This window comes from Chromobacterium sp. FG22 (genome assembly GCF_057809415.1).
In genome coordinates this window covers 59,130-78,257 of the sequence record NZ_JBMDJX010000002.1, presented here as the reverse complement: position 1 = coordinate 78,257, position 19,128 = coordinate 59,130, and the positions used below count along the sequence as shown (strand labels likewise).

Annotated in this window: 17 protein-coding genes; 5 read left to right on the top strand and 12 right to left on the bottom strand. The window is 64.4% G+C overall.

All coding sequences use genetic code 11. From position 1 onward, the window contains the following. Nucleotides 1–97: 97 nt before the first annotated feature. Complete coding sequence (locus ACODSD_RS02425) at nucleotides 98–1,303, bottom strand: benzoate/H(+) symporter BenE family transporter (protein ID WP_488876712.1); 1,206 nt, start codon at nucleotides 1,301–1,303, stop codon at nucleotides 98–100. A 115-nt stretch (nucleotides 1,304–1,418) separates the two neighbouring features. On the opposite strand from ACODSD_RS02425, the gene ACODSD_RS02420 reads away from it, so the two are divergent. Then, nucleotides 1,419–2,846: an aminotransferase-like domain-containing protein gene (locus ACODSD_RS02420; RefSeq protein WP_235085722.1), complete on the top strand. Its 1,428-nt coding sequence runs from the start codon at nucleotides 1,419–1,421 to the stop codon at nucleotides 2,844–2,846. A 49-nt stretch (nucleotides 2,847–2,895) separates the two neighbouring features. Here ACODSD_RS02420 and aroG read toward each other — a convergent pair whose 3' ends face one another. From aroG to ACODSD_RS02390, 6 genes are all read right to left on the bottom strand, one after another. Then, nucleotides 2,896–3,957 carry a 3-deoxy-7-phosphoheptulonate synthase AroG gene (gene aroG / locus ACODSD_RS02415; RefSeq protein ID WP_235085726.1) on the bottom strand — a complete coding sequence of 354 codons (1,062 nt, stop codon included), beginning with the start codon at nucleotides 3,955–3,957 and terminating at the stop codon, nucleotides 2,896–2,898. Nucleotides 3,958–4,189: 232 nt separating this feature from the next. After that, nucleotides 4,190–4,600 (bottom strand): RNA polymerase-binding protein DksA, encoded by a 411-nt coding sequence (dksA, locus tag ACODSD_RS02410; protein WP_019102526.1) that lies wholly within the window; start codon nucleotides 4,598–4,600, stop codon nucleotides 4,190–4,192. 284 nt (nucleotides 4,601–4,884) lie between these two features. Then, nucleotides 4,885–5,190, bottom strand: coding sequence for a c-type cytochrome (locus ACODSD_RS02405; RefSeq protein WP_107801226.1), 306 nt, complete (start codon nucleotides 5,188–5,190; stop codon nucleotides 4,885–4,887). 92 nt (nucleotides 5,191–5,282) lie between these two features. After that, nucleotides 5,283–5,864: a YggT family protein gene (locus ACODSD_RS02400; RefSeq protein WP_488876711.1), complete on the bottom strand. Its 582-nt coding sequence runs from the start codon at nucleotides 5,862–5,864 to the stop codon at nucleotides 5,283–5,285. 8 nt (nucleotides 5,865–5,872) lie between these two features. Further along, nucleotides 5,873–6,676: a pyrroline-5-carboxylate reductase gene (gene proC, locus ACODSD_RS02395; protein WP_107801224.1), complete on the bottom strand. Its 804-nt coding sequence runs from the start codon at nucleotides 6,674–6,676 to the stop codon at nucleotides 5,873–5,875. A gap of 53 nt (nucleotides 6,677–6,729) precedes the next feature. Beyond that, entirely contained in the window at nucleotides 6,730–7,422 is a 693-nt protein-coding gene (locus tag ACODSD_RS02390; protein ID WP_227105727.1) for a YggS family pyridoxal phosphate-dependent enzyme, read from the bottom strand. Between the two features lie 268 nt (nucleotides 7,423–7,690). On the opposite strand from ACODSD_RS02390, the gene ACODSD_RS02385 reads away from it, so the two are divergent. Both ACODSD_RS02385 and ACODSD_RS02380 read left to right on the top strand, forming a co-directional pair. Continuing rightward, complete coding sequence (locus tag ACODSD_RS02385; RefSeq protein ID WP_043589321.1) at nucleotides 7,691–8,728, top strand: type IV pilus twitching motility protein PilT; 1,038 nt, start codon at nucleotides 7,691–7,693, stop codon at nucleotides 8,726–8,728. A gap of 46 nt (nucleotides 8,729–8,774) precedes the next feature. Continuing rightward, a complete protein-coding gene (locus ACODSD_RS02380) occupies nucleotides 8,775–9,911 on the top strand; it encodes a PilT/PilU family type 4a pilus ATPase (protein ID WP_048412756.1) in 1,137 nt (378 codons plus the stop codon). 141 nt (nucleotides 9,912–10,052) lie between these two features. Here ACODSD_RS02380 and ACODSD_RS02375 read toward each other — a convergent pair whose 3' ends face one another. Further along, entirely contained in the window at nucleotides 10,053–10,640 is a 588-nt protein-coding gene (locus tag ACODSD_RS02375; protein WP_107801222.1) for a TetR/AcrR family transcriptional regulator, read from the bottom strand. Nucleotides 10,641–10,974: 334 nt separating this feature from the next. Here ACODSD_RS02375 and ACODSD_RS02370 point away from each other — a divergent pair, with 334 nt between their 5' ends. Then, nucleotides 10,975–12,891: a sensor domain-containing diguanylate cyclase gene (locus tag ACODSD_RS02370; RefSeq protein WP_488876710.1), complete on the top strand. Its 1,917-nt coding sequence runs from the start codon at nucleotides 10,975–10,977 to the stop codon at nucleotides 12,889–12,891. 52 nt (nucleotides 12,892–12,943) lie between these two features. Next, the gene (locus tag ACODSD_RS02365) at nucleotides 12,944–13,651 is read left to right on the top strand and encodes a pseudouridine synthase (RefSeq protein WP_107802064.1); all 708 of its coding nucleotides are present in this window, start codon (nucleotides 12,944–12,946) and stop codon (nucleotides 13,649–13,651) included. A gap of 450 nt (nucleotides 13,652–14,101) precedes the next feature. Here the strand turns inward: ACODSD_RS02365 and fepB are convergent, their stop codons facing one another. The 4 genes from fepB to ACODSD_RS02345 all read right to left on the bottom strand — a co-directional run bounded on the left by fepB (nucleotide 14,102) and on the right by ACODSD_RS02345 (nucleotide 19,125). After that, nucleotides 14,102–15,109, bottom strand: a complete 1,008-nt coding sequence (gene fepB / locus ACODSD_RS02360) for a Fe2+-enterobactin ABC transporter substrate-binding protein (RefSeq protein ID WP_488876709.1) — start codon at nucleotides 15,107–15,109, stop codon at nucleotides 14,102–14,104. Nucleotides 15,110–15,169: 60 nt separating this feature from the next. Further along, a complete protein-coding gene (locus tag ACODSD_RS02355; protein WP_488876708.1) occupies nucleotides 15,170–16,273 on the bottom strand; it encodes a DegT/DnrJ/EryC1/StrS family aminotransferase in 1,104 nt (367 codons plus the stop codon). After that, complete coding sequence (locus tag ACODSD_RS02350) at nucleotides 16,270–16,677, bottom strand: sugar 3,4-ketoisomerase (RefSeq protein ID WP_107801218.1); 408 nt, start codon at nucleotides 16,675–16,677, stop codon at nucleotides 16,270–16,272. Before ACODSD_RS02350 ends, ACODSD_RS02355 begins: the two co-directional genes overlap by 4 nt. A 117-nt stretch (nucleotides 16,678–16,794) precedes the next feature. Beyond that, nucleotides 16,795–19,125 carry a glycosyltransferase gene (locus tag ACODSD_RS02345; protein ID WP_488876707.1) on the bottom strand — a complete coding sequence of 777 codons (2,331 nt, stop codon included), beginning with the start codon at nucleotides 19,123–19,125 and terminating at the stop codon, nucleotides 16,795–16,797. Between the last annotated feature and the right edge of the window lie 3 nt (nucleotides 19,126–19,128).

The window sequence follows — 19,128 nt, the reverse complement described above, 5'->3', positions numbered from 1 at the left end:
CGAGGGTGGGCAGGGTCCGCCCGGTTCGGTCGCCGCGCGGAATATTGTATCCAGTCCCTTAACTTATCATGCCCGCCGCCGGGCTGCCAGTGCCGGTTCAGCCGCGCTGGCCGACGGCGGCTTCGGCCTGCCGGGCCTTGGCCGGACGCAGGATCAAGGCCACCGCGCCGCCGGCCAGCAAGGCCCACAGCGGCGCGCCCAGGCCGGCGATGCTGACGCCGGAGGCCGCCACCACGAAGGTGATCAGCGCCGCTTCGCGGCGGCTCTCGTCGCTCAGCGCCGCGCTCAAGGAGGACGCCAGGGTGCCGAACAGCGCCAGCCCGGCGGCGGTGGCCACCAGCGCCTTGGGCAGGGTCAGGATCAGGCTGGCCAGCGCGCCGCCGGCCGCGCCTATCGCCAGATAGAGCGAGCCGCAGATCACGCCGGCCACGTAGCGGCGTTTGGGATCGGGGTGGGTTTCCGGCCCGGTGCAGATGGCGGCGGTGATCGCCGCCAGCACCACGCCGTGGCCGCCGAAGGGCGCGGTCAGCATGGACACCGCGCCCAGCAGCGACACCGGAGAGCGGGCCGGGATGCGGTAGCCGGAGGAGGCCAGCACCGCCATGCCGGGCAGGAATTGACCGGTCAGCGCCACCAGCGCCAGCGGCAAGGCCAGGTTGAAGAAGGCGCTCCACGACCATTGCGGCGCGGTGAACAGCGGACCGCCGCCTCCGCCGTGGGCCGGCAGCGGCTGGAACAGGCCTTGCGCCGCCGCCAGCAGCAGGCCCAGCAGGATGGCGGCCGGCAGCGCGTAGCGCGGGAAGAAGCGGCGGCCGACGAAGAACAGCGCGGCCATGCTGACCACCAGCAGCGGATCGTGGCCGGCGGCGCTGGCCAGTTCGGCGACGAAGCGGAACAGGATGCCGGCCAGCATCGCCGCCGCCAGCGCGGCGGGGAACACCTTCATCAGCCGGTCGAACAGGCCGCTGACGCCCAGCAGGGTGACGATGGCGGCGGCGGCCAGGAAGGCGCCCACCGCCTCGCCGTAGGGCACGCCGGGCAGGGCAGCCAGCAGCAGGGCCGCGCCGGGGGTGCTCCAGGCGGTGATCACCGGCGCTTTCCAGCGCCAGGACAGGTAGAGGCCGGCCACGCCGGAGCCGATGGACACCGCCCAGATCCAGGAGCCGAGCTGGGCCGGGGACAAGCCGGCGGACTGGGCGGCGTGGACGATGATGAGGAAGGGGCCGGAATAGCCGACCAATAAGGCCAGCGCCGCGGCCAGCGCGGCGGAGGGCGACAGGTCGCGCCAGAAGGTGGACGGCATGATGCGCTTTCTTGCGATGAAAAGTAGGGCCAGCCTAGCGCAAGCGCCGCGCCTCGCCTTCCCACAGCCGACGCAAACAGTTTATGCTGCGCACAATCTGTTCTATATAACAGCGATGACTGATTCCCTGTATCTACGCATTGCCGCGGACATCGAGCGCGGGCTGGACAGCGGCGAGTACCCGCCCGGCAGCCGGCTGCCCTCGGTGCGCCGCCTGGCCGCCCTGCACGGCGTCAACGTCTTGACCGCGCTGGCGGCTTACCGCCATCTGGAGCGCCGGCAACGCGTCAGCGCCCGGCCGCGCGCCGGCTTTTTCGCCGCCTTGCCCAGCCGCGCGCAGCAGGCGCATGCCCGGGACGACGGCTTGCCGTCGGCGGCGACCCTGGTGCGGGTGGACAGCCGCATGTCGCAATTGATCGAATGGTCGGGCCTGGACATCGGCACCCAGCTGCACATGGCGGAAGCGCACGGCAGCATGTATCCGGCGGCGGCGCTGGCGCGTCGGCTGCAACAGACGCTGAACCAGCGGCCGGAGCTGATCGGCGCCTATCTGCCGCGCGGCGAGCAGGCGCGGCTGCATCGGCTGGTGTGCGGGCTGGCGGCGCAGTGGCAGCTGGCGCTGGAGCCGGACGCCATCCTGTTCACCCACGGCATCACCGAGGCGATCAGCCTGTCGCTGCGCTTGCTGACCCGGCCGGGCGACACCGTGGCGGTGGAGACGCCGGTGTACTTCGGCCTGCTGCAAACCCTGGAGGCCCTGGGACTGAAAGCGCTGGAAATTCCGTGCACGCCGGACGCCGGCCTGTCGCTGGAGGCGCTGGAGTTCGCCTTGCGCCACGGACCGGCGCCGCGCTGCCTGGTGACGGTGACCAATTTTCAGAATCCCACCGGCGCCTTGATGCCGGACGAAGCCAAGAAGCGCTTGTTGCAGCTGGCTTACCGTCACGGCCTGACCATCATCGAGGACGATGTGTTCGGCGAACTTTACTTCGGCGAGCAGCATCCGACGCCGCTGAAAGCCTGGGACAGCCGCGGCGAGGTGATTTACTGCTCGTCCTTCACCAAGAGCTTCGCGCCTTCGTTCCGTCTGGGCTGGTTGTCCGGCGGCCGCCATCACGCGGCGCTGGCGCGCTTGAGCAATAGCAGCAGCCTGGTGAGCTCGGCCTTGTATCAGGGCTTGTTGGCGGATGTGTTGGCCGACGGCGACTACGCGCGTTTCGCCGAGCGTTTGCGGCGGCAATTGGCGCGGCAGATGGGCCAACTGGCCGACGCGGTGCTGGCGGCCTTCCCCAAGGGCACGCGGCTGCGGCGGCCGCAGGGCGGTCTGCTGCTGTGGGTGGAATGTCCGGAAGGGCTGGACGCGGGCCGCTTGCTGGAGCGGGCGCTGGCCGAATCCATCAGTTTCGCGCCGGGCCTGGTGTTTTCCGCCGAGCCGCGTTTCGGCCACTGCCTGCGGCTGAACTTCGGCCAGCCGTGGTCGCCGGCGCTGGCGCGGGCGATCGCCACTCTGGGCCGCCTGGCCGGCGAGCAGCTGAGCCAATGAAAACGGCGGAGCGCATGCTCCGCCGCGAGGCAGTCGGCTTGGCGCCGGCTCAGTCTTGACGCGCGCGGCGCGCCTTCACCGCGTCGGCCAGCGTGGTCAGCAGTTTTTCCGTGTCGTCCCAGCCGATGCAGGCGTCGGTGACGCTCTGGCCGTAGGTCAACTCGCAGCCCGGCTTCAGGTCCTGGCGGCCTTCCACCAAGTGGCTTTCCACCATCACGCCGAAGATATTGGCGTTGCCGGCGGCCAGCTGGCCGGCGATGTCGTCGGCCACTTCCATCTGACGACGGTAGTCCTTGCGGCTGTTGGCGTGGCTGAAATCCACCATCAGCTTTTGCGGCAGGCCCACGGAGACCAGTTCCGCCGCCGCGGCGCTCACGTGCTCGGCCGAGTAATTGGGTTCCTTGCCGCCGCGCAGGATCACGTGGCAATCCGGGTTGCCGCCGGTGGAGACGATGGCGGAGTGGCCGGTCTTGGTCACGGACAGGAAATGATGGGGCACGCTGGAGGAGCGGATGGCGTCCACGGCGATCTTCAGATTGCCGTCGGTGCCGTTCTTGAAACCCACCGGGCAGGACAGGCCGGAGGCCAGTTCGCGGTGCACCTGGCTTTCGGTGGTGCGCGCGCCGATGGCGCCCCAGCTGATCAGGTCGGCGAAGTACTGCGGCGTGATCATGTCCAGGAATTCAGTGGCGGCCGGCATGCCCATGTCGTTCAGGGTCAGCAGCAGGCGGCGCGCGATGCGCAGGCCGCTGTTGATGTCGAAGGATTCGTTCAGCAGCGGATCGTTGATCAGGCCTTTCCAGCCGACGGTGGTGCGCGGTTTTTCAAAGTAGACGCGCATCACTACCACCAGCTCCTGCGACAGCTTGTCGCGCAGCGGCGCCAGCTTCTTGGCGTACTCGATGGCGGCTTCGGTGTCGTGGATGGAGCAGGGGCCGATCACCACCAGCAGGCGGTCGTCCTCACCGCGCAAGAGCGCGGAGATGTCGCGGCGGGCGGCGTAAATCACCTCGGAGGCGGCCTCGGTGATCGGCAGTTCGTACAGGTGGGCGATGGGCGGCAGCAATTCCTTGATTTCGCGGATTCTGACGTCGTCGGTCTGGCGTTGCATAAAGGCGGCTTCCTTGCTATTTCAGTTTTTGCATAGCAGCAAGATAACCGGATTCCACGACGCTAGACAAGCGGCCGGCCTGCTTTAATGCCCTAAATTCATACTAGATGATCGTTAGGGATAAGCTATCGGCTCCCGATTTATCTGCTTGTTTTTCTTGGACGAGGGACAGGCGGACATGAAAAACGCCCCGGATGCGGCCAGGGCGTTTTGCGGGCGAGAGCCGGAACGGTCAGTCGGCGTACTGACGCTTCATGCGTTCGCGGCGTTCCTGGGCTTCCACCGACAGTGTGGCGGTGGGGCGGGCCATCAGGCGGCGCAGGCCGATCGGTTCGCCGGTGTCTTCGCAGAAGCCGTAAGAACCGTCTTCGATCTGGCGCAGCGAGGCCTGGATCTTTTGCAGCAGCTTGCGCTCGCGGTCGCGGGTGCGCAGTTCCAGCGCGTATTCCTCTTCCAGCGTGGCGCGGTCAGCGGGATCCGGCGTGGCTTCCTGCTCTTGCAGGTGATTGGCGGTCGCATTTGCGTTAGAGAGCAACTCCTGCTGCATCTGCAACAACCGGTCTTTGAAAAACTCAAGATGGTCGGCGTTCATGTAATCGTCGCCGGTCCAGTTGAGGATATCCTGTTCGGTTAGTTTGGCCATAATAGGTGCTTCCAGCATAGAGTTGGCAACAGGCGGAGAAGATTACCGGCGCCCCGCTATTTCTGCAACTGTCTTAGGCGCTTAGGTGATATTAACTCCCTGCTGCTGACAATCGGTATAGCGTTGTTTCACTCCGGTAACAAGCCTGAGGCATCGTTAAAAGGGTATTGGCGCAACAGGCTAAGACATAAAATGTCCCGGACAGTTCAAAGGCGGCAATGCGCCGCCTTTTTCCGGGAGCCGGCGCGCCGTGCGGCGTGCCGGGTTTCTAGCGTCGGGATGGCTTATTTCAGCGACAGCACCCACTTGGCCAGCGCGCGCAGGTCCGCGTCCGGGATGTTCGGATGCGGGGTCATCGGCACCGGGCCCCACACGCCGGAGCCGCCGTTCTTGATCTTGGCCATCAGCATGGCTTCCGCGCCTTTCTGGCTGGCGTATTTCTTGGCCACGTCCTTATAGGCCGGGCCGACGATCTTCTTGTCCACCGCGTGACAGGCGGTACAGCTGTATTTTTGCGCCAGCTGCATATTGGCGAAGGCGGGAGCGGCGGCGGCGCTCAACAGGGCGGCGGCGAGCAAGGCTTTTTTCATTGGAAGTCTCCTGGTGTGGTGATGCAAATCGGTTGCCAAACGAGCGGCCGCAAAGCGCGGCCGCGAAAAAATATGACAAATAACCTGAATTGCTACAGTACTACCTTGAGTTGGGTCAAGAAGCTTGCTTCCAGCATGCGCACCGGCAGCATCAGGATCACCTGGATGATCAGGAGCAGCACCAGCGGCGACAGATCCACGCCGCCGATATTGGCCTTGCGGAACGGGCGCAGGAAGGGCCGGGTCAACGCGTCCAGCACCGGCATCAGCGGGTTGTAGGGGCTGACCCAGCTGAGCACGGCCTGAACGATGACGCTGCCCATCAACAGGGTCAGCGATTGCTTGAACACTTCCAGCAGCGACAGCAGCGACAGCGCCACCCAGACCTGCGGAAAGGTGAAGACTTCCTGCACCGAGCTGAGCAAGGTGACCAGCACATTGGACAGCAGCGCCACCAGCCAGGCCAGCAACATGGTGGCGCTGTCGTAGCCGCGCATCGCCGGCACCAGCTTGCGCAGCGGCAGCACCGCGAAATTGGTGGCGGCCATCACGAACTGGCACAGCGGGTGTTTGAACGGCGCGCGCGCCACTTGCAGATAGAAGCGCAGCAGCAGCACCAGCACGAACAGGCCGCAAAGGGTGTGGATCAGAAAGCGCAAAGTGTCGAAGAACATGATGTGGCTTAGTCCTGGCTGAGTTGTTGGCCCATTTCGATGGAGCGGTCGCGGCAGTCCAGCGTGCCGGCGATGATGGCCTGCTTGACGCCTTCCGCCTCAAAGCGGGCGATGGCGCGTTCGGTGGTGCCGCCCTTGGACATCACATTGGTGCGCAAGGCGGCCACGGACAGCGGGCTTTGCTTGGCCAGTTCCACCGCGCCTTCGAAGGTGGCCAGCACCAGCCGGCGCGCTTCCGCTTCGGAAAAGCCGGTTTGCTGGGCGGCTTCTATCATGCTTTCGATGAAATAGAACACATAGGCCGGGCCGCTGCCGGACACGGCGGTGACGTCGTCGATGCGTTGTTCGTTTTGCAGCCAGACGGTGATGCCGGCCGCCTGCATCACGGTGTTGGCGTCCTGGCGGTCGTCTTCGCTGACGCCCACCGAGGCGAACAGGCCGGACACGCCCTTGCCTATCATCGCCGGGGTGTTGGGCATCACCCGCACCACGCGCTTGCTGCCCAGCCAGCGGCATAGCGCGTCCAGGCGGATGCCGGCGGCGATGGAGATCACCAGCGCGCCGTTGAGCCTGGGCTCAAGCTCCAGGCACAAGTCGCGCAGATGCTGCGGCTTGACCGCCAGCACCACGATGTCGCCGATGCCGAAGGCGTCCGGCAGCGCCGCGCCGCCGCTGACGTCGTATTCCTGGCGCAGCCGTTCCACTTTGCCGGCGTCCGGGTCTACCACGTGGATGCGATGCGCCGCCTGCTTGATCAGGCCGGCGATGATGGCGTTGGCCATATTGCCGCCGCCTATGAAGGTAATCCGCATGCTTTTTCCTTATAAACCGGCCTGAAACCGCTATCGTTTCAAGCCGATGTCATTCAATGATAATGGCGCGCGCCGAAAATGGCCGTGCCCACCCGCACCAGGGTGGCGCCTTCGGCGACGGCGACGGCCATGTCGGAGGACATGCCCATGGACAGCGTGTCCAGCGCCAGCCCTTCGGCGATCAGGCGTTCGCGCAGCCTGCGCAGCTGGGCGAACTGAGACGCCAGCCGCGCCGTGTCCTCCGTGGGTTCCGGGATGCACATCAGGCCGCGCAGGGTCAGACGCGGCAAGGCCGCCACCGCGCGCGCCAATTCCAGCGCCTGCTCCGGCGCGCAGCCGCTCTTGCTGGCCTCGCCGGACACGTTCACCTGAATGCACACGTTCAGCGGCGGCAGCGCCGCCGGACGTTGCGCCGACAGCCGTTCCGCGATTTTCAGCCGCTCCACCGAGTGGGCCCAGTGCGCCAATTCCGCCACCGCTCGGGTTTTATTGGATTGCATCGGGCCGATGAAGTGCCATTCGATCTCCAGGCCGGCCAGCGCCTCGGCCTTCTGTTGCAATTCCTGCACGTAGTTTTCACCAAAGGCGCGCTGGCCGGCAAGATAGGCTTGCTCGATGTCCGCGGCGGGGAAGGTTTTGCTGACGGCCAGCAAGCGCACCGATCCCGCCGGACGGCCGGCGGCGTGTTCCGCGTCCGCCAGGCGTTGGCGGACTTGCTGCAAGGGTTGGGAGATGGAGTCTGTCATGGCGTCGAGAAATGGTTTGCTGCGGGCGGTGAGGCTTGTTGCCCGGGTTTGGGGTTTCTACAAAGAATCATGGCCGCGCATCATTAATAATATGGGGTGACGGCGATATCCCAAATGGCTGAGTTGAGCTTACAATCAGCGCCAGAGCCGGAAATGCCGGGGTCTCGTTCGGGCGCGTCGCCGACGCGGGCGGTTCTTCATTATTTTTCAAGTGGTCGCCTGGCGGCTGAAACCATGGCGGCGGCGCAGTCATCGTGGAGATTATATTATGGAAATTTCGGAGCTCTTGGCCTTTACGGTCAAGAACAAGGCGTCCGACCTGCACCTGTCCGCCGGGCTGCCGCCGATGATCCGGGTGAACGGCGACATCCGCCGCATCAACCTGCCGCCGATGGACCACCATGACGTGCACGACATGGTGTACGACATCATGAACGATTACCAGCGCAAAATCTTCGAAGACACCTTCGAGTGCGACTTTTCCTTCGACCTGCCCGGCATCGCCCGTTTCCGCGTCAACTCCTTCGTGCAGAACCGCGGCATGGGAGCGGTGTTCCGGGTGATTCCGTCCAAGGTGCTGTCGCTGGAGCAGCTGGGCGCGCCCAAGATCTTCCAGGAAATCGCCGCCTTTCCGCGCGGGCTGGTGCTGGTGACCGGCCCCACCGGCTCAGGCAAGTCCACCACGCTGGCGGCGATGATTGATTTCATCAACGACAACCACTTCTCCCATATCCTGACCGTGGAGGATCCGATCGAGTTCGTCCACGACAGCAAGAAGTGCCTGATCAACCAGCGCGAGCTGGGCTTGCAGACCCACAGCTTCGCCAATGCGCTGAAGTCCGCCCTGCGCGAAGACCCGGACGTGATTCTGGTGGGCGAATTGCGCGATCTGGAAACCATACGCCTGGCGCTGACCGCGGCGGAAACCGGCCACCTGGTGTTCGGCACCCTGCACACCAGCTCCGCCGCCAAGACCATAGACCGTATCGTCGACGTGTTCCCGGCCGGGGAAAAGGAGATGGTGCGTTCGATGCTGTCCGAATCGGTGCGCGCGGTGATCGCCCAGACCCTGCTCAAGACCAAGGACGGCAGCGGGCGGGTGGCCGCGCATGAAATCATGCTGGGCACCCCGGCGATCCGCAACCTGATCCGCGAAAACAAGATCGCCCAGATCAACTCCATGATCCAGACCGGTCAGCAGCACGGCATGCAGACGCTGGACCAGTGTCTACAGGAGCTGGTGCGGCGCAATATGGTGTCGCCGGCGGACGCCAGACAAAAGGCCGCCAACAAGGATCAATTCTGAGCGGGCGCTGCGCTACACTAGAAACGGCGACCCGCGGGACCTCATCATGGAAAAAGACCAGGCTTCCAAGTTCATACTGGATCTGCTGAAGCACGCCACCGGCAAGAACGCCTCCGATGTCTTCATCGCCGCCGACTTTCCGCCGGCGATGAAGATAGACGGCAAGATCACACCGGTGGCGCCGCAGCCCCTGTCCGCCCAGCACACCAAGGAATTGGTGCGCGCGGTGATGAACGACCGGCAGACCGAGGAGTTCGAAACCAAGAAGGAGGCCAACTTCGCGATCAATCCGCCGGGCCTGGGGCGCTTCCGCGTCAGCGCCTATGTGCAGCAGGGCCACGCCGGCATGGTGTTGCGCAAGATCAACACCGAAATCCCCACTTTCGACCAGCTCAACCTGCCGCTGGTCTTGCGCGACATCGCGCTGATCAAGCGCGGGCTGGTGATCTTCGTCGGCGGCACCGGCTCGGGCAAATCCACCTCGCTGGCCGCGCTGGTGGACTGGCGCAACAGCCACAACCACGACCACATCATCACCATTGAGGATCCGATCGAATACGTGCACCAGCACAAAAAGTCCATCATCACCCAGCGCGAGGTGGGCGTGGACACCGATGATTGGGACATCGCTTTGAAGAACACCCTGCGCCAGGCGCCGGACGTGATCCTGATGGGCGAGATCCGCGACCGCGAAACCATGGGCTACGGCTTGCAGTTCGCCGAAACCGGCCACCTGTGCCTGGCCACGCTGCACGCCAACAACGCCAACCAGGCGCTGGACCGCATCCTCAACTTCTTCCCCGAGGAGCGTCATCAACAGGTCTTGATGGATTTGTCGCTGAATATGCGTTCCATCATTTCCCAGCGGCTGGTGCCGATCAAAAGCGGCCGCGGCCGGGTGGCGGCGGTGGAAATCCTGCTCAACAGCCCGCTGGTGTCCGACATGATCTTCAAGGGCGAAATCGCCGGTCTGAAGGAAGTGATGGGCCGCTCGCGCGAGACCGGCATGCAGACCTTCGACCAGTCCTTGTTCGAGCTGTACGAGGCGGATCTGATCAGCTACGAGGACGCTCTGCGCAACGCCGACTCCATCAACGATCTGCGGCTGAAGATCAAGCTTTACAGCGAAGGCTCCAAGTCCAGGGACCCGCTGGAAGGCATTGACCACCTCGACATCGTCTAAAAAGGTCGTTTCCTGTCTGCTGCGCTGCGCGAGATCTCGCGCGGCGGCTAGGCCTCAGCACGCTCACGCGCCGCGCGCTCCTTCCGTTTCTTCCGCCGCAAGGTCTTGTCTCGCGCTTGTCCGCGAGGTTTTGAACGGGTTCTAAGCCCGGGCTTGCAGGGCCAGCGCCGCCGCTGCGGTTTTCAGCAGCCGGTCGGACAGCGTCTCGTCCGAGATGGCGCGGGACAGCAGCAAGGCGCCCACCATCAGGGCCAGGCAGGCTTCGGGCGCCAGCGCCGGCCGCGAGCCGGCCGCCGTGTCGCATTGTTGCGCTTGGCGCAGCGTGTGCAGCAGCGCCTGCAAGCCCTCGGAAAACGCCTGGCGCGTGGCCTTGTCGTGGCGGGCCAGCTCCCCGGCCAGCGCGGCGGCGGCGCAGCCGGAGTCCGGAAAGTCGCGGTGCGCCGCGCTCAGATAATCCTTGGCCAGCCGTTTCAGCCCGGCGCCGTTGGGCGCCTGCTCCAGTTGGGCCTGCCAAATCTCGTTCATGTCCAGCAGCGCCTGGCGACAGGATTGCGCCACCAGATCGTCCTTGCTGTGGAAGTGGGCGTAGAAACCGCCGTGGGTCAGTCCCAGATCGGCCATCAGATTGGCGATGCCGACATTGGCCACGCCTTCGGCTCGAAAACGCAGCGAGGCCATGGTCAGGATCCGTTGACGGGTTTCGGTCTTGTGAGTTGAGCTATAGCGCATCGTTGACCTTCCTGTTCGGCTAGAGGGTGGCGCAACGCAATGACGAAGCGGTGATTCCGTTTTAGATGATAGCTATCATTTATTCAATCGCGATGTGAATCAGCAAGATAGCCCGCCCGCCCCCTGCGTGCGTGGCAGTCAAGAAAGCCAAGGAATGACGGCGGAATTTATCCAATATATCTATATTGACTAAAAAGCGGCGTTTCCCGCCTTGCTCCCCGTTCCGGGGACGGCCCGGAACACCGGTCGCGTTCAAGCCGGCGCGCGGGGGACGGATGGTTTCCCCCATTCGCCGGCCGTCGCGGCTGTGCGCTGAGGGAGGGTGGAGACAAGCATGCAGCGATGGAGGGATGCCGCCGCGGGCTTTTGGGCGGCCGCATGGCGGCAGCTGAGCGTGGCCGCGGCCTATTGGGGCTTGGCTCGGCTATTGATGGCCGGCTTCATGAATGCGGAAACCTGGCTGACGCCGGCCTGGTTTCCGGCCGGCCTGGCGATGGCGGTCGCCTTGCGCGGCGGCCAGCGCTACGGCATGGGGCTGGCGGCGGGGTCTTTGCTGTTTAGCCTCTTGTCGCGCCAGTTGCCGCTGGCAGACGCCTTGTTGATCGCCGGCGCCAATACGGTGGGCAGCTTGTTGGGCGCCTTGCTGGTGCGCTACCGCTGCGGCCGGCGCCTGCCCTTGCACAGCCTGTCCTATGTCCAGGCCTTCATCGCCGGCGCGGCGCTGGCCGCGGCCATCGCCGCCATGGGCGGCACGGCGGCCCTGCTGCATGGCCAGCCGCAACTCTTATTGCCGCTGGGGCGTCACTTCATCGCCTGGTGGTTGGCGGACCTGGCCGGCATTTTCAGCCTGACGCCCTGTCTGCTGCTGTTGAGGCGCGCGGTGACAGGCGAAGGCCACGGCGGCCTCGGCTCGCTGGACGGTTTGACCGCCTGGCTGACCTTGCTGGTCGCCGGCCTGGCCATGCTGGGCATAGACGACAGCACCGGACGCTATGCCGCCCTGCCTTATTGCTTCAGCCTGCCTCTGCTGTGGTTTGCGTTTCGCCAGCGCTTGCGGCTGGCCCATGGCCTGTCGCTGGGGATTTTGCTGCTGGCTCTGGCCGGCGGCGTGTCCGGCCACGGCGCTTTCGGGCACGGCGAGCAGGCATTGCTGACTCTCAGCATGCTGATGCTGATCCAGACCACCACCTTGCTGGTGTTCGGCGCGCTGGCGGTGGATCTGCGACGCACCGAGGCCAGGCTGCGCGGGGTCAACCGCCAATTGGAGGGCAAGGTCCGCGCCCGCACCCGCGAACTGGCGGACAGCGAGGCGCGCTTGCGCCTGATGGCCGACGCCGCGCCCTTTCCCTTGGCGATGAACCGTTTGCAGGGCGGCGAGCTGATCTACGCCAATGCCCGCGCCGAGGAGCTGTTCCGCGAACGTCTGGCGCCCGGGCGGCCGCTGCGGGTGCAGGACTTCTACGTGGATCCAACCGAGCGCGAGCGCGTGTCCGCGCTGCTGCGCGTAGGCGGTTGCGTGCGCGACCGCGAAGTGCGGCTGCGCGCCGCCGACGGCCGGGAGTTCTGGGCGCTGATCTCCTGTTCCGTGGTGAGGGCCGACGACGGCTGGTTCGTGATCAACGGCGTCAACGACATCAGCGAGCGCAAACAGCTGGAGCAGGATTTGTTGCAGGCCAACCAGGCGCTGCGCCAGAATCTGAATGAAATAGAACTGCTGCAGCAGGGCTTGCGCGAGCAAGCGTTGCGCGATCCGCTGACCGGCCTGTTCAACCGCCGTCATCTGGACGATATTCTGCCGCGCATCCTCAGCCATATGCTGGCGGTGCACAGGGACGTGGCGGTGTTGATGGTCGACGCCGATCATTTCAAGCAGATCAACGACCGGTATGGCCACCCTTGCGGCGACGCGGTGCTGACGGCGCTGGCGGCGCATCTGAGCGACGCCTTCCGCAGCGGCGACATCGTGTGCCGCTACGGCGGCGAAGAGTTCTTCATCCTGCTGCCCGGCGCGTCGCTGAACGACGCCTACGCCAAGGCGCGCCAGCTGTGCCACGATGTGCGCGTTCTGCCCATCGTGGCCGGCGGGCACGATATCCGCGTCACCTTGTCGGTGGGGCTGGCGCTGTGCCCGCTGCACGGCACCGACGCCGGCAGCGTGGTGGCCGCCGCCGACGCGGCCTTGTACCGCGCCAAGAAGGAAGGGCGCGACCGGGTGTGCGTGGCGGATCCCATGCGTCCGCTGGTGTCCTGACGCTCCGGCTTGGCGGCCTGGCGCGTCGGGGGCGGTGTGCTACCATCCGCTGATGGAACTTTACCGACTACTGCAACAACAAGGCTTTGGCGGCCGCAAGGAATGCCGGCAGCTGATCGACTACGGCCTGGTCGAACTCAATGGCGAGATCGTCGACAACTACCGTCAGCAGGTGGAACTGGCCGATATCCGGCAACTGGTGGTGGACGACAAGCCCTGGGACGTGGTGACCGGGCCGCTCTACTTGCTGTTCCACAAGCCCCCCAATTACGAAACCTCGCACAAGCCGCAGCACAATCCCGGCATTTATCGGCTGCTGCCTTATCAGTTCGGCAATCTGGGCATCACCGCCGTGGGCCGGCTGGACGTGGACACCACCGGCCTGATCCTGCTGACCAACGACGGCCAGTTCGTGCACGCGCTCAGCTCGCCCAAGAAGCTGGTGCCCAAGTGCTACCAGGTGACGCTGAAACACGCGGCCAGCGAGGAGTTCATCGCCAAGCTGCAAAGCGGGGTTTATCTGAACGACGAAGGCGCGGAGTTCGCCGCCGACAGCATAGAGCGGCTGGACAGCCATGTGATTCTGCTGACCATCACCCAGGGCAAGTATCACCAGGTCAAACGCATGGTGGCGGCGGCCAGCAACCGGGTGGAACAGCTGCACCGCATCAGCCTGGGCAGCGTGGCGCTGGGCGAGCTGCCGCAGGGCGAATGGCGGCATCTGAGCGCGGAGGAGCTGGCCAGCCTGGGTTGGTCGTGAATCATCCCGCTTGGCGGCAATAAGCGCCGCATGCCGAACAGGCCGCCTTTCAAGGCGGCCTTTTTTGTCGCGCGGCGCGGCGCCGCGCGCCGGCATGGCCGCTCATCAAGTTGATCGCGGCATGGAATGCATTGAAGTGCCCCGAGGCGCGTCCGCGCCCGGGGCTTTTTTTGCGCCTGACAAGCGGCGCTTGTGGTGGCAGCCTCCTGATTTGGCCGTGATTTCATATGGGGGGCTAAATAGGCTTTGCTATCGATACTTTTCCATCGATTGCCATTATTGTAATTTATTTAATGAATAACATTGTTTATTTACTTAAAAAAATTACACGGCCCCGTCATGGGAAGGCGCTCATGGAGAAGGCGGCGCCGGATGGCGGCGATCAATGTGAAAACAGGCCCGCGCCGTGTCGGGCGCGAGCCTGTCGGGAAGGAAGCCGGCCGTTGCCGGCTATTGGAATTGCCGCGCCAGCCGCGCCAGCAGATTGCGCGAGCTGTAGTAATCCAGGCGGAAGGTGTCGAAGCCGGCGGCGTAGACCTGCTTGCCGCGCACCGCGGCGTTGCCGGCCAGGAAGGGATTGGCCAGCACCTTGGGCACGCTGGGCGCGTCGGCGTTGAACAGCAGGATGCTGTTGCCGCGCAGCCCTTCGGCGAATTTCTCGCCGGACAGTTGCACGATGTCGCGGCGCACGCCCTGGCTGGTGTTGCCCTTGACGCTGTCCGGCGCGGTGGCGAGCGTAAAGCCCAGCGCTTGCAGCAGCTTGCCTTGGGCCGATTCCGGCGTCCAAAGATTGGCCCCGGAACCGTCCTCGCTGTACACCATGGCGGCGGTGGGCTGCGGCGGCAGCTTCAGCTTGCTTTTCAACTGCGCGACTTCGGCGTCGAAACGGGCGATCACCGCCTGGGCGTCGGCCTCGCGGCCGCTGGCGCGTCCCAGCAGCGTCGCCAGCTCCTGCCAGCTCTTGTCGTCGTAATTGACCACCAGAGTCGGCGCCATCTGGCTTAATTGCTCGTACAGCTTCAGCGCGGAGTCGCCGCCGGTGCCGGCCATCACGATCAGGTCCGGCTGGGCGGCGATGATGGCTTCGGCATTGGGCTCGCCCTGGTAAAGCGGCTGCACGCCCCGTTGCTTGGCCACGGCCCCCCATTGGGTGAAGAAGCCCTGGCCGTCGGTGACTTTGGAATTGGCGGCGCTGCCGCCGCTGGCCACCACCGGGGCGTTGATGGCGAGCAAGGTGCCGGTCAGGGTCACGCTGGTGGACACGATGCGCAGCGGCGGCCGCTCCAGCGTCAACGGACCCTTGGGCGTGCTCAAGGTGCGCGGCCACTGGCCGGCGGCGGCGACGGAGGCGTCGGCGCTTTGCTCAGGCGCGCCGCAGGCGCTCAAGGCCAGAGCCAGGCCGGCGCTTAGCCATAAGCGCAGCGCGGCGCGGCGCGGGCGGGAAAAATCGGAAGCCATGAAAATCCTTAGGATAGACGCGGGTGGTGGCTCCGATTTTATTGCAAACAAGAATTATTATCATGTTGTACATCTGCCGGGCAGGCAACGGATGACGTGGCTAACGTGATCGTCGCTGAGTTGCGGCCCTATCGGCAGGCTCAGTACCTCTGCCGACAACTGGTTGGCGACGGGGAAGGCGTCGGCAGGCCAAGCGCCGCGGTAGGCCTGCTGGCGGTGCGGCGGCAACGGATAGTGAATCAGGGTTTCCACGCCTTGGGTGCGCAGTTGCCGTTGCAAAACGTCGCGTTGGGGATGGCGCAGGACGAATAAATGCCAGACTGGATCCGCGTCCGCCGCCGTATTTGGAAGCCGCCACTCGCCATTGGATAGTTCATCGATATAGCGTTGGGCAATGCGTTGGCGGCGCGCGTTCCATTCCTCCAGATACGTCAGCTTAACGCGGAGCACCGCGGCTTGCAGCGGGTCCAGCCGGCTGTTCATGCCGGGCAGTTCAAACAGGTATTTCTCGCGCGATCCGTAATTTCCCAGCATTCTGACTCGCTCAGCCAGGATTGGATCGTTGGTGGTGACGGCGCCGCCATCGCCCAGCGCGCCCAAATTCTTGCTGGGATAGAAACTCCAGGTAGAGAGGTCGGCTAAGCCGCCGATGGCTTGGCCGCGGTAGCGTGCACCATGCGCTTGGGCGGCGTCGGCGACCACCTTGACGCCATGTCGGCGCGCCAGGTCCATGATGGGCCCCATCTCCGCCGGTTGGCCATACAGATGCACCGGAAGGATGACCTTGGTGCGCGGCGTCAGGGCAGCGGCGATGCCGTCTGCGGTGATCAAGTGGCTGTCTGGATTCGGTTCCACCGGCACCAAGGTTGCGCCGCACTGGCTGACCGCCAGCCAGGTGGCGATGAAGGTGTTGCTGGGAACGATGACCTCATCCCCGGGGCCGGCCTCCAGCGCCAGCAAGCTCAGGCGTAGAGCATCTAGGCCGTTGCCGACGCCTATGCAGTGTGCGCTGCCGGAGTGGGCGGCGAAGGCCCGTTCAAATAATGCGACCTCTTCCCCGCCAATGTAGAAGCCGGATCGCGCCGCGCGCAACAGCGCGTCCTCAAGTTCATCGCGCAGCTCATGATAGGCGGCGCTCAGATCCAGAAATGGAACACGGCTCATGTGAGCGCCTCTTCGAGAAATTGCGGGTAGTCCCGGATGTAGTCGCTTTCCATGTACACCGACGAAGCCAGCACCGCACACACCGCGCCGGAGGAAAAGTTGTCCAGCGCGCGCCAGATCATCGGGCAGACATACAGGCCGTAGTAGGAGCGGGCCAGATGGAAGCGTTTGGCCTGTTTGCCGTCATTGAGCACCACGTCGAAGCTGCCGGACATTGCCACGATGAATTGATGCAGGCCGCGATGGGCGTGCGCGCCGCGTTCGGATCCGCCCGGCACGTCGTACAGGTAGTAAAAACGCTTGATGTCGAAGGGGATGTGGTTGCCTCCTTCGACAAAGGTGAGGTTGCCGCGCGGATCGGAAATTTTGGGTAATTGGATGATTTTGCAGTCGGCTAAGGGCATGGTTAAGGTCCTTAGAAGGTCAGTCGGTTGAACAGGCCGCCGTGTCGCCGGCTGTTGCGGGCGCTGTGGGTGGCGTTGTATTTGGGGGTGTCGAACGCATGGAGCGTGCTCTTTAGTTCACAAGGCAAGCCGACGAACGAGACGCTCGGGCGCAATCTTCATCGCCAGCAGCGACTGGTGAATGAAGGGCGCGCTCTGCACCGCGGCTATCACAACCGGCAAAGACTGGCTTGTCAACCATTCCGGCGGGTAAATCGGCCGTCCCAGAAATTCGGTGCCGGCCAGATGGGGGCGGGGATCGATAAAGCAGGCTACTTCCGTATCTTTAAGAAAACCGGATTTCGCCATCATGATCCGCGCTTGCGCGCCGGTGCCCCAGATTGCGATGCGGGGATAGCGCTCCGCTTCCGCCAGCGCCGGGCCGAGCCGGGCGCGCAGCACTTCGCGTCGTTCAGGCGTCATTGGCGGCAGCCGTTGCCAGATGAGGTCGTCCAAAAAGACGAAGCCGGCGCCCAGGTCTTGCAGGCGGCTGTATAAGGCCGCGATGGCGTAGGTCTCGTCCAGACTCAGCTGTTCAGAGCGAAAATCGCAGCTGAGTTGGAAATTGGCCGGCAACAGGCTCCAGTTCTGAACTTGCCGAACAAAGGCGTCCAGTTCGGCGTTCGCCATATTGTTGTCCAGCGCGATGTATTTGACGATGGTGTTGGCCGGCGAGGCCTGCACATAGCGGCGCAGGTGCTCCAATACCCGCTCCATGCCGGAAAATTTGCGGATTTCTTGAAAGGTTTCCTCGGTGCCGGCATCCAGGCTGGTGACGATGAAGGCCTGATCGTCCGCTAGCAGGCGGGCCAGCTCCGGCAGGTATTTGGTGGCGTTGGTGATGATGCGTTGCTTGACCTGCGGCGCGTAGGCGGCCAATTGCCGGGTCAGCGGGGTGAATAGTTTGTCCAGCGTTGGCTCGCCACCGCCCCAGACCAGATATTCGCAGTTGGCCAGTGCTTGATTGTCGCCTAGAGACGTCACCGTGTGGGCGACATCGTAAGCCGCTTTCCGGCCGCCGAAATAAGTTGGGCTGCAATAAGTGCAGCGCATATTGCAGACTGAGTGATATTCCAGCGACAGATATTTGATACCTTGCTGCAAAGGTGCGCCCCAGTCGGCAAAGCTCAGGAAGGGGCAACCCTCGCACTGAGAGGCCCCGTTGCGGTTGATGTCGCGATGTAGCCGGCTTTTCTCCCGCAGGATGTCTTGGTAGGAGAAGCGGAAGTCCTGGCCTTCCTGGCCGTGCAGCAGCACGACGTCACCCTTCATTTGTCCGCGGTGGAAGTAGCGCTTGCAACAGGTGCGGATTTCGTCGGGAGCCAGAAACAGGGCGTGGTGTAGGTCGAAGCAACTCCAGGACTTGCTGGCCAAGTCGGACAGGGACGCCATCAGGGCCGAGGCGTCACCGTTTGCGTTGACCGCCGGCATGTGTTGCAGGAAGGCGGCGAACATTTTGTAGTAGCGTGTTTCCAGCTGCCCCAGGGGGCGGGCTGAGGACGGGGCGACGCCGATGAGGTCAAATAGCGCCAGAGCTCGCCGATGCAGGCGGAGCAGCAAATCGAGGGGCTCGGCGGCCTTGGCCACGTTGTCGCGATGGATGCGCGCCAGGCGGGAGGACAGCACATTGATGGCGAAGTCGACAAAGGCGGGCCGGAGGCCGGGGAGAAGACCATGGCCGGCGAGCAGCGCATGGATGCGCTCGATCGCATCGAAATAACCGTCGATATGCCGGAGGCCCAGGGTATTGACGATGGAGCCAGCCTGATTCCACTTCAGATAGATCACTCGATCCAGCGTGTCTATGCGGCGCGCGCTCAGGCAGGCGTGGAAGGAAAAATCCACGTCTTCGTGGTAGCCGCTGTGGAAGCGGATAGCCGCCGCCTGCAGGAAGTCACGGCGATAGAGATGGTAGATCACCGAGGGATCGATGTGATTGGCCAAATAGGCCCTCAGACGGGCGTCCAGGTCTTCATGGTCCAGCGCGTCGAAATCCTCGCGCCCTTCGCCCGGTTGCGGCGGCTTGCGCAGCGGCTCCGACGCGTAACGCCAGTTGAAGGCGAGCATGTCGCAAGCGCCTTGATTCGGTCGGCGCAAATATTTTGTCAACAGAGGCAGCGCGCCGTCGGCGAATTCATCGTCGGCGTCCAGAAATCCTATCCATTGGCCTTGCGCCGCTGCGATGCCTAGGTTGCGGGCGGTGCCGGGGCCGCCGTTGCCCTCGGTGCGCAACACACGGAGATTGGGGTGGCGGGAAGCCAGCGTTCGCGCCAATGCCAGGGTATCGTCGTCGGAGCAGTCGTCGACGACGATGAATTCGGTGTCGGCGGCCTGGCGCAGTGCGCGGTCGAGCGCGCGCTCCAGCGTGGTGGCGGCATTATAGGCTGGGATAACAATGGTGAGCAGCACGGG

Bases quoted from the DNA above. Each gene is read 5' to 3' on its own strand.
- ACODSD_RS02405 (WP_107801226.1), bottom strand. From the start codon at position 5,190: ATGAAAAAAGCCTTGCTCGCCGCCGCCCTGTTGAGCGCCGCCGCCGCT.
- ACODSD_RS02375 (WP_107801222.1), bottom strand. From the start codon at position 10,640: ATGCGCTATAGCTCAACTCACAAGACCGAAACCCGTCAACGGATCCTG.
- ACODSD_RS02350 (WP_107801218.1), bottom strand. From the start codon at position 16,677: ATGCCCTTAGCCGACTGCAAAATCATCCAATTACCCAAAATTTCCGAT.
- fepB (WP_488876709.1), bottom strand. From the start codon at position 15,109: ATGGCTTCCGATTTTTCCCGCCCGCGCCGCGCCGCGCTGCGCTTATGG.
- ACODSD_RS02390 (WP_227105727.1), bottom strand. From the start codon at position 7,422: ATGACAGACTCCATCTCCCAACCCTTGCAGCAAGTCCGCCAACGCCTG.
- ACODSD_RS02380 (WP_048412756.1), top strand. From the start codon at position 8,775: ATGGAAAAAGACCAGGCTTCCAAGTTCATACTGGATCTGCTGAAGCAC.
- ACODSD_RS02365 (WP_107802064.1), top strand. From the start codon at position 12,944: ATGGAACTTTACCGACTACTGCAACAACAAGGCTTTGGCGGCCGCAAG.
- ACODSD_RS02425 (WP_488876712.1), bottom strand. From the start codon at position 1,303: ATGCCGTCCACCTTCTGGCGCGACCTGTCGCCCTCCGCCGCGCTGGCC.
- ACODSD_RS02400 (WP_488876711.1), bottom strand. From the start codon at position 5,864: ATGTTCTTCGACACTTTGCGCTTTCTGATCCACACCCTTTGCGGCCTG.
- dksA (WP_019102526.1), bottom strand. From the start codon at position 4,600: ATGGCCAAACTAACCGAACAGGATATCCTCAACTGGACCGGCGACGAT.
- ACODSD_RS02355 (WP_488876708.1), bottom strand. From the start codon at position 16,273: ATGAGCCGTGTTCCATTTCTGGATCTGAGCGCCGCCTATCATGAGCTG.
- ACODSD_RS02370 (WP_488876710.1), top strand. From the start codon at position 10,975: ATGCAGCGATGGAGGGATGCCGCCGCGGGCTTTTGGGCGGCCGCATGG.
- proC (WP_107801224.1), bottom strand. From the start codon at position 6,676: ATGCGGATTACCTTCATAGGCGGCGGCAATATGGCCAACGCCATCATC.
- ACODSD_RS02420 (WP_235085722.1), top strand. From the start codon at position 1,419: ATGACTGATTCCCTGTATCTACGCATTGCCGCGGACATCGAGCGCGGG.
- aroG (WP_235085726.1), bottom strand. From the start codon at position 3,957: ATGCAACGCCAGACCGACGACGTCAGAATCCGCGAAATCAAGGAATTG.
- ACODSD_RS02385 (WP_043589321.1), top strand. From the start codon at position 7,691: ATGGAAATTTCGGAGCTCTTGGCCTTTACGGTCAAGAACAAGGCGTCC.